Here is a 7,028-nt window from a genome sequence, read left to right as displayed (position 1 = left end):
TTTAGTACGTATCTGGATCTGTACCCGTTCGTTCATCACGATTCAATGCATCAATCATTGCCATCTCCGAACTAGACAGTGCAAAATCGGATACCTCGCCATTTTCTTTAATGCGCTCTATCGTCACCGACTTTGGTATAACAATTAAATCATGCTGGATATGCCATCTAACGATCACTTGCGCAACCGTCTTGTCATGCTGGGATGCAATTGCCGATAATGTCGGGTCCTGTAGTAGTTTCCCTCTAGCTAAAGGACTCCAAGAGGTAACTGCGATTTGGTGTTCATGACAAAACTCACGAAGAGGCTGTTGTGTTAACAAGGGATGCAGTTCTACTTGATTTACCATTGGCCGAATATTGGCGATCGCAAAGAGTTCTTGTAAATGGTGTTCATGATGATTCGATACACCTGTCGCTCGAATTAATTTCTCATCATACAGTCTCTCTATTGCCCGGTACGTGTCCACATAACTTGCACTTACAGGCCAATGAGTCAAATATAAGTCTAAGTAATTCATATCCAGTGCTGTCAATGAACGCTCGAAGGCCCGTAGTGTTTCATCATACCCTTGTTCATCATTCCACACTTTTGATGTAATAAATAATTCTTCACGTGGAACACCTGAATTCCGAATCGCCTCGCCCACTTCTCTTTCGTTCTGATAAATAGATGCTGTATCAATTGCCCGATAACCTAATGAAATCGCTTTCTCTACTGCTCGTAGTGTTTCTTCAGGATCCGTCATCTTATAAGTACCTAACCCAAACTGCGGCATTTGTACACCATTGCTCAATAAAATCATATGATCAAAAATAGTCGACATGAAAATTCCTCCTTCGCTAACCTTCTAGTTCAATTGTACAACCTTTTCAGTAGTTTGACGAACAACTTTTTCAATATAATGGGTTGATTTCTACTGCCTAAACGAATATTATGGTCTATGATCTTAACTTTGTTCGTTATTTAAGGAGAGAATGCATGTTGTTCCAATTAGAAAAGAATCACACAACCGTCAAAACTGAATTATTAGCCGGGATGACCACCTTCCTGACTATGGTTTATATTGTCATCGTCAACCCGATTATCTTAGCCGATGCAGGCGTGCCATTTGACCAAGTCTTTCTAGCTACGATCATCGCGACTGTAATCGGTACAGTCTGGATGGCTCTATTCGCAAATTATCCGATAGCGATCGCACCAGGAATGGGATTAAACGCCTATTTCGCTTCTGTCGTGATCGGATCTGATGGTCAACTTGATTATATAACAGCTTTTTCTGCCGTTTTTATCGCAGGTCTCTTATTTGTTTTACTATCGCTGACTTCTTTCAGAGAAAAGTTGATCGAGGCCATTCCAGAGAACTTAAAACATGGAATTACAGCGGGTATCGGACTGTTCATTGCTTTTTTAGGAATGCGTTTATCAGGTTTAGTGGCACCGCATGAATCCACACTTGTTAAACTGGGAGATTTGACATCCCCCCCTGTTCTGCTGACGCTCTTTGGTTTAATCGTCACAATTATTTTAATGAATTTGAATGTCTACGGAGCCATTTTTATTGGGATGATTGCCACAGGAATTGTCGCTTTCTTTACGAAGCAACTTAAGTTTGAAGGATTCATGAAAATGCCTCACTTACCAGAAGGTATTCTCGTGTGGAATCCTGTACATGCTATGGGCGACGTCATTTCACATGGTCTGTATGGTGTCGTTTTTGCTTTCTTACTTGTCACTTTGTTTGACACGACAGGGACGATGATTGGAGTGGCTAAACAGGCTGGACTCATGAAAGGTAAGTCATTACCACGTGCCCGTCATGCGCTTCTTGCTGATTCACTTGCCGCCTCAGTGGGCGCAATGGTCGGGACAAGTCCAACATCCGCCTATGTTGAATCGTCTTCAGGTGTCGCAGTTGGTGGCCGCACAGGTCTGACAACGTTAACAGTTGCCGTCCTTTTCATATTGGCAGCATTCTTCAGCCCAGTGGTCAGTGCAGTATCTAGCGTAGCAGCCATCACCGCACCTGCTTTAATTATTGTAGGTAGCTTAATGATTGGAGCTGTAAAACAAATTGATTGGGATTCATTTGATGAAGCATTCCCAGCATTTCTGGTGATCTTGACGATGCCTCTTACTTCTAGTATCGCAACAGGAATCGCGCTCGGCTTCATTACCTATCCATTGCTGAAAATAACAAAAGGACAAGCTAAACAAGTACCTTTATTGCTTTATATTTTTGCTATATTATTTGCTTATCAACTATTATTCTTGCCACATTGAGTTTTGTTAAGAACCTGTCACAAAGTATAGCGAAGAACATTTCATTTTCTATCATTTTACTGTATACTGTGTGAAGGACTATTGATTTTACAGGAGGTACAAACAGATGAGACTATTATTAATTGGAGCTGTTTGTTTCGCATTTTTATCTGCTATTTTTACAGGTGGATATGAAGACAAACCAGGTCAAGCAAAAAAATAAGTACAATAAAACGGGACTGGCTTCTTGCCAGTCCCGTTTTTTCGAATTACGTTAAGTGGGCGAATTTCTGCTGCCTCAATGCTTCATAGATCAAAATTGCTGCCGTGTTTGATAAGTTTAGTGAACGAATATGTTCGTCGTTCATCGGAATACGTAAACAATTTTCTTTATGTTTGGAGATTATTTCTTTAGGCAATCCCGTTGTTTCTTTTCCAAAGACAAAGAAAATATCTTTTTCTACATCAGAATAATCGAATGAATCATAGCTTGTTTCTCCAAACTTCGTTATGAAATAGAACTCACCTTCTGGATACTTCTCCAAAAACTCTTGAATTCCATCATGATACGTAATGTCCACATGATCCCAATAATCCAGCCCTGCTCGCTTCAGCATCTTATCATCAGTAGAAAAACCCAACGGACGAATTAAATGAAGGGCCGTATCAGTCCCTGCGCAAGTTCTTGCAATGTTTCCCGTATTTGCGGGGATTTGTGGTTCGAATAAAGCTACATGAATCGTCATTTCTACAGTACCTTCTTTCAGTTAGTGTTTATCTGTTCAATAGCCAGATGAATTTCTCTTAACACTGATGTGTCTCCCTCATTTTGGGATTGCTCTTGTAATTCCTCTTCAGCCTGACTAGTCCCAATGCGCCCGAGTGCCCAAGCAGCAGTCCCTCTAATCATCGGCCTAGGATCGTCTTTTAATAATTTCCCTATCTCTGGAACAGCCGCTTCATCTTTAAAATGCGCCAGCGCAATGAGCGCATTACGTTGAATTGGATTTTTGCCACGCCAAGAACCAGACATATGTCCAAACTGTTCTTTAAACTGACGATTGGATAAAGATAGAAGTGACAGCAGTAGTGGTTTCACACGTTCTGGCTCTGGTGTAAAAGTTTGTTGATGCGTATGATTCATCCCTTTATTCTTAGGGCAAACCGTTTGGCATGTATCACAGCCATATAATCTATTGCCGATCTTCTGTCTAAATTCCTCTGGCACGGGCTGTTTTGTCTGCGTTAAAAATGCGATACAACGTTGGGCATTTAATTGGCCTGGCTGTATGAGCGCTCCTGTAGGACACGCATCCAAACATAATGTGCAGTCCAAACATTGATCTTCCATCGGATTATCAGGTACAAACGGCAGGTTCGTAATCATCTCACCTAGATAGATATACGATCCAAACTCGGGCGTGATGATGGAACAATTTTTTGCAGACCAACCTATCCCCGCTCGTTCTGCGACCGCCCGATCGACAAGCTCTCCCGTGTCCACCATCGAACGCAGCCTAGCATCGGGTACTTGGGCGAGGATGAAGAGCTCCAACTGCGCGAGCTTGTCCCGAAGTACGGTATGATAATCCTCTCCCCACGAGGCACGGCAAAACATTCCTCGCCGTTCTCCTTTCTTCCCTCTTGGACTGTCTTTTATTTTAGAGGGATACGCGACAGCTATGGATATAATACTCTCCGCTTTCTCAAGCAACAGTAGTGGTTCCGTACGTTTCTCTATATCTGGCTCTTCAAAACCGGATTGATAATTTAATTGTTGCTGTTGTTTTAATCGGTCTTTTAATTTCACAAACGGGGCAGCTGTCGTAAAACCTATTTTGTCTATTCCAATGGACGCCGCAAACTCACGTACCTCTTCTTGCAACTGAGCGACATTCACCATTCCCCGCCTCCCTTATGATAAGATGGAGTAAAATTACAAGTAGGTGATCCTTTTGCAACTTACTATTCATCCTTCTATATTCACGCAAATTCCAGATTTCAAATTAGGCATTCTCTATTATAACAAAACAACTGTCTCCGCATCACCCCAGATGCTGAAAGGACGTCTGCAATTATTTCAAGAACAACTATATTTTGAACTGCTCGATAAAGAACTAACGGACTTTCCAGGTATTGCAGAATGGCAATCTATTTGGAGAACACTTGGTGCAGATCCCACGAACACCCCGTCAATTCTAGAAACACTGATTAAACGAATCAAGGCCCATGAGTATACCTCTTCCTTTCACAGTGCCGAAGATTTAAACACGTTCTTTTCTCTACAGTATGAAATTCCAACTACTATTTACGATACGGACAAGATAGCCGGAAACATTCAACTATCAATTGGGACAGCTGAGGATGGCTATGTAGGCTTGAATAATCAATTCAATAACTTCTATAACCTTTTACTTTTGTCCGATGATTACAGCCCATTTGGCAGTCCTCACGTCGACTCTATTCGCACAGCTGTCACAGAAGAAACCGAGAATGTTCTCCAACTGCTTTTCCTTCGTCCCTCTTTGGATGCTACAGAAGCGGAACAATTAACTGAGGCGTGCGGTAAAATGTTTACTAGCATAAACGGTGGGAATTACATAAGTAGAGTGCTACATGCGCAGATTCGATCCTGCATGATTGAAAACGAGGTGAAGAAATGACCATCACATTAGCGGAAGGTATAAAATTAAAGAGTATTCTCTCCAAACAAATACGTGAATTGGAAGCAGAAGCACGTAGAGTAGCTTTTATGACTGTGGAAAAAGGAACAACACCTCAACCAGTCTCCAGAACTTTAAGTACTGTTGAAAACGAAATGGAGCAAGTGAGAAAAGATCAAAGAACGCTAGATTTTCTCATCTATCAAGCAAACAGCCTAAATACCGTTGAATTCGAGGGTCAACAGATCACTCTTGTTGAAGCTATCGAGTTAGCCATTCAATTACGAGCAAAAGCAGAGTTTTATAAAGAATTCGCATTAGCAAATAAAGAAGAAATTCAGTACGGCTATGCTGAAACAACGACTGTTTATCGTTTGGCGTTATTTGATCCAGAAGCCTATCGACAAAAAGTACAGCAAGCAGAGAAGTCGGCTCACCAACTATCTAATCGGATCAATACGAAGAACTATGCTATTGATTTAAAGTTTGATGGCTCCAATTATTTCTAAACCTTGGAAAGGTGAGACTCTTTTCCGAGGCATAGAGTGAGAAACTGAAACAACTAGTTTACGAGCATAAACCGATGACTCGTTACCTTTCACACATTGACCGATGACCCATGACCATCCTTGTCTACGGCAATGAACCTTTACTGCATACAAGTTCATGTTTCTCCTCTATGGCAGGCCTTTCATTCGATGGATGGGAGGCCTGCTTTTTATATGCAGTTATATAATTAAAGGATAAAAAAAAGAACACAGCTAATGCTGTGTCCTTTGGTGATACCCGAGGCCGGACTTGAACCGGCACGCCTCGCGGCATCGCATTTTGAGTGCGACGTGTCTGCCATTCCACCACTCGGGCATGTGTAAAAAATTTTTAATGAAATTTGGAGGCGGCAACCGGAATCGAACCGGTGGTAAGGGTGTTGCAGACCCGTGCCTTACCGCTTGGCTATGCCGCCAACATAGTGGAGCGGAAGACGGGATTCGAACCCGCGACCCCGACCTTGGCAAGGTCGTATTCTACCACTGAACTACTTCCGCGAAACTAACTGGGGTAGCTGGATTCGAACCAACGAATGACGGAGTCAAAGTCCGTTGCCTTACCGCTTGGCTATACCCCACTAATGGGGCGGACGAGGGGAATCGAACCCCCGAATGTCGGAACCACAATCCGATGCGTTAACCACTTCGCCACGACCGCCATGATATTATTTATTATAGTATAGTGATGAGTGAATTATGCATGGGGCGGACGAGGGGAATCGAACCCCCGAATGTCGGAACCACAATCCGATGCGTTAACCACTTCGCCACGACCGCCATAATCTTTTTTGGAAAACAGGGGCAGTAGGAATCGAACCCACACCAAAGGTTTTGGAGACCTCTATTCTACCGTTGAACTATGCCCCTAAATGGTGGTGGGGGACGGATTCGAACCGCCGAACCCGGAGGGAGCGGATTTACAGTCCGCCGCGTTTAGCCACTTCGCTACCCCACCAGTAAGGATGCCGGCGAAAGGACTTGAACCCTCAACCTACTGATTACAAGTCAGTTGCTCTACCAATTGAGCTACACCGGCAAATGAAAAAATAAATGGTGGCTCAGGACGGAATCGAACCGCCGACACAAGGATTTTCAGTCCTTTGCTCTACCGACTGAGCTACTGAGCCACATCGCTATGTTTAAGATCTTCGCTTAATACAAAGCTTATGTAAAAAATGGCGGTCCCGACGGGAATCGAACCCGCGATCTCCTGCGTGACAGGCAGGCATGTTAACCGCTACACCACGGGACCTTGGTTGCGGGGGCAGGATTTGAACCTGCGACCTTTGGGTTATGAGCCCAACGAGCTACCACTGCTCCACCCCGCGATAATACTATAAAAGAAATAAATGGTGGAGGATGACGGGCTCGAACCGCCGACCCCCTGCTTGTAAGGCAGGTGCTCTCCCAGCTGAGCTAATCCTCCTGGGTAAAATTATAATCCACTTCGCGTTACTTCGTTACTTTTGTTTTTATTTAAATGGTGACCCCTACGGGATTCGAACCCGTGTTACCGCCGTGAAAGGGCGGTGTCTTAACCGCTTGACCAAGGGGC

6 protein-coding genes and 13 tRNA genes are annotated in these 7,028 nt (G+C 43.5%); 3 read left to right on the top strand and 16 right to left on the bottom strand.

Annotated features, from left to right (window positions below):
• Nucleotide 1: 1 nt before the first annotated feature.
• On the bottom strand, nt 2-826 hold the full coding sequence (locus GD002_RS17445; protein ID WP_153733631.1) for an aldo/keto reductase: 825 nt from the start codon (nt 824-826) through the stop codon (nt 2-4).
• A gap of 158 nt (nt 827-984) precedes the next feature.
• Between GD002_RS17445 and GD002_RS17440 the strand changes: the two genes are divergently transcribed.
• On the top strand, nt 985-2,283 hold the full coding sequence (locus GD002_RS17440) for an NCS2 family permease (RefSeq protein WP_153733633.1): 1,299 nt from the start codon (nt 985-987) through the stop codon (nt 2,281-2,283).
• 248 nt (nt 2,284-2,531) lie between these two features.
• Here GD002_RS17440 and trmL read toward each other — a convergent pair whose 3' ends face one another.
• Nucleotides 2,532-3,008: a tRNA (uridine(34)/cytosine(34)/5-carboxymethylaminomethyluridine(34)-2'-O)-methyltransferase TrmL gene (trmL, locus tag GD002_RS17435; protein ID WP_153733630.1), complete on the bottom strand. Its 477-nt coding sequence runs from the start codon at nt 3,006-3,008 to the stop codon at nt 2,532-2,534.
• Nucleotides 3,009-3,025: 17 nt separating this feature from the next.
• The gene (gene queG, locus GD002_RS17430; protein ID WP_153733632.1) at nt 3,026-4,162 is read right to left on the bottom strand and encodes a tRNA epoxyqueuosine(34) reductase QueG; all 1,137 of its coding nucleotides are present in this window, start codon (nt 4,160-4,162) and stop codon (nt 3,026-3,028) included.
• Nucleotides 4,163-4,208: 46 nt separating this feature from the next.
• Here queG and GD002_RS17425 point away from each other — a divergent pair, with 46 nt between their 5' ends.
• Together GD002_RS17425 and GD002_RS17420 are read left to right on the top strand one after the other, a co-directional pair.
• Complete coding sequence (locus tag GD002_RS17425) at nt 4,209-4,925, top strand: B3/B4 domain-containing protein (RefSeq protein ID WP_228548417.1); 717 nt, start codon at nt 4,209-4,211, stop codon at nt 4,923-4,925.
• Nucleotides 4,922-5,434, top strand: coding sequence for a DIP1984 family protein (locus GD002_RS17420; protein ID WP_153733628.1), 513 nt, complete (start codon nt 4,922-4,924; stop codon nt 5,432-5,434). Before GD002_RS17425 ends, GD002_RS17420 begins: the two co-directional genes overlap by 4 nt.
• Nucleotides 5,435-5,708: 274 nt before the next feature.
• Here GD002_RS17420 and GD002_RS17415 read toward each other — a convergent pair.
• The 13 genes from GD002_RS17415 to GD002_RS17355 form a co-directional block, all read right to left on the bottom strand.
• Nucleotides 5,709-5,789, bottom strand: a tRNA-Leu gene (locus GD002_RS17415).
• Between the two features lie 26 nt (nt 5,790-5,815).
• Nucleotides 5,816-5,889: transfer RNA gene (locus GD002_RS17410), tRNA-Cys, on the bottom strand.
• Nucleotides 5,890-5,896: 7 nt separating this feature from the next.
• Nucleotides 5,897-5,971, bottom strand: a tRNA-Gly gene (locus GD002_RS17405).
• Between the two features lie 8 nt (nt 5,972-5,979).
• A tRNA-Gln gene (locus GD002_RS17400) sits at nt 5,980-6,051 on the bottom strand.
• Nucleotides 6,052-6,055: 4 nt separating this feature from the next.
• Nucleotides 6,056-6,131 (bottom strand) — tRNA-His (locus GD002_RS17395).
• A gap of 43 nt (nt 6,132-6,174) precedes the next feature.
• Nucleotides 6,175-6,250, bottom strand: a tRNA-His gene (locus GD002_RS17390).
• 19 nt (nt 6,251-6,269) lie between these two features.
• Nucleotides 6,270-6,340, bottom strand: a tRNA-Trp gene (locus GD002_RS17385).
• 3 nt (nt 6,341-6,343) lie between these two features.
• Nucleotides 6,344-6,428 (bottom strand) — tRNA-Tyr (locus GD002_RS17380).
• Between the two features lie 8 nt (nt 6,429-6,436).
• Nucleotides 6,437-6,509, bottom strand: a tRNA-Thr gene (locus GD002_RS17375).
• A gap of 15 nt (nt 6,510-6,524) precedes the next feature.
• Nucleotides 6,525-6,600 (bottom strand) — tRNA-Phe (locus GD002_RS17370).
• Nucleotides 6,601-6,649: 49 nt separating this feature from the next.
• Nucleotides 6,650-6,725 (bottom strand) — tRNA-Asp (locus GD002_RS17365).
• A 1-nt stretch (nt 6,726) separates the two neighbouring features.
• A tRNA-Met gene (locus GD002_RS17360) sits at nt 6,727-6,801 on the bottom strand.
• Nucleotides 6,802-6,823: 22 nt separating this feature from the next.
• Nucleotides 6,824-6,899: transfer RNA gene (locus tag GD002_RS17355), tRNA-Val, on the bottom strand.
• Nucleotides 6,900-7,028: the final 129 nt, after the last annotated feature.

Source organism: Sporosarcina obsidiansis (genome assembly GCF_009651005.1).
Taxonomy (GTDB): Bacteria; Bacillota; Bacilli; order Bacillales_A; family Planococcaceae; genus Sporosarcina; species Sporosarcina obsidiansis.
This window is presented reverse-complemented; position numbering and strand designations above follow the sequence as displayed.

What these genes read in the sequence shown, in the direction of transcription:
- GD002_RS17445 (WP_153733631.1), bottom strand. Translation starts at nt 826, where the DNA reads ATGTCGACTATTTTTGATCATATGATTTTATTGAGCAATGGTGTACAA.
- GD002_RS17420 (WP_153733628.1), top strand. Translation starts at nt 4,922, where the DNA reads ATGACCATCACATTAGCGGAAGGTATAAAATTAAAGAGTATTCTCTCC.
- trmL (WP_153733630.1), bottom strand. Translation starts at nt 3,008, where the DNA reads ATGACGATTCATGTAGCTTTATTCGAACCACAAATCCCCGCAAATACG.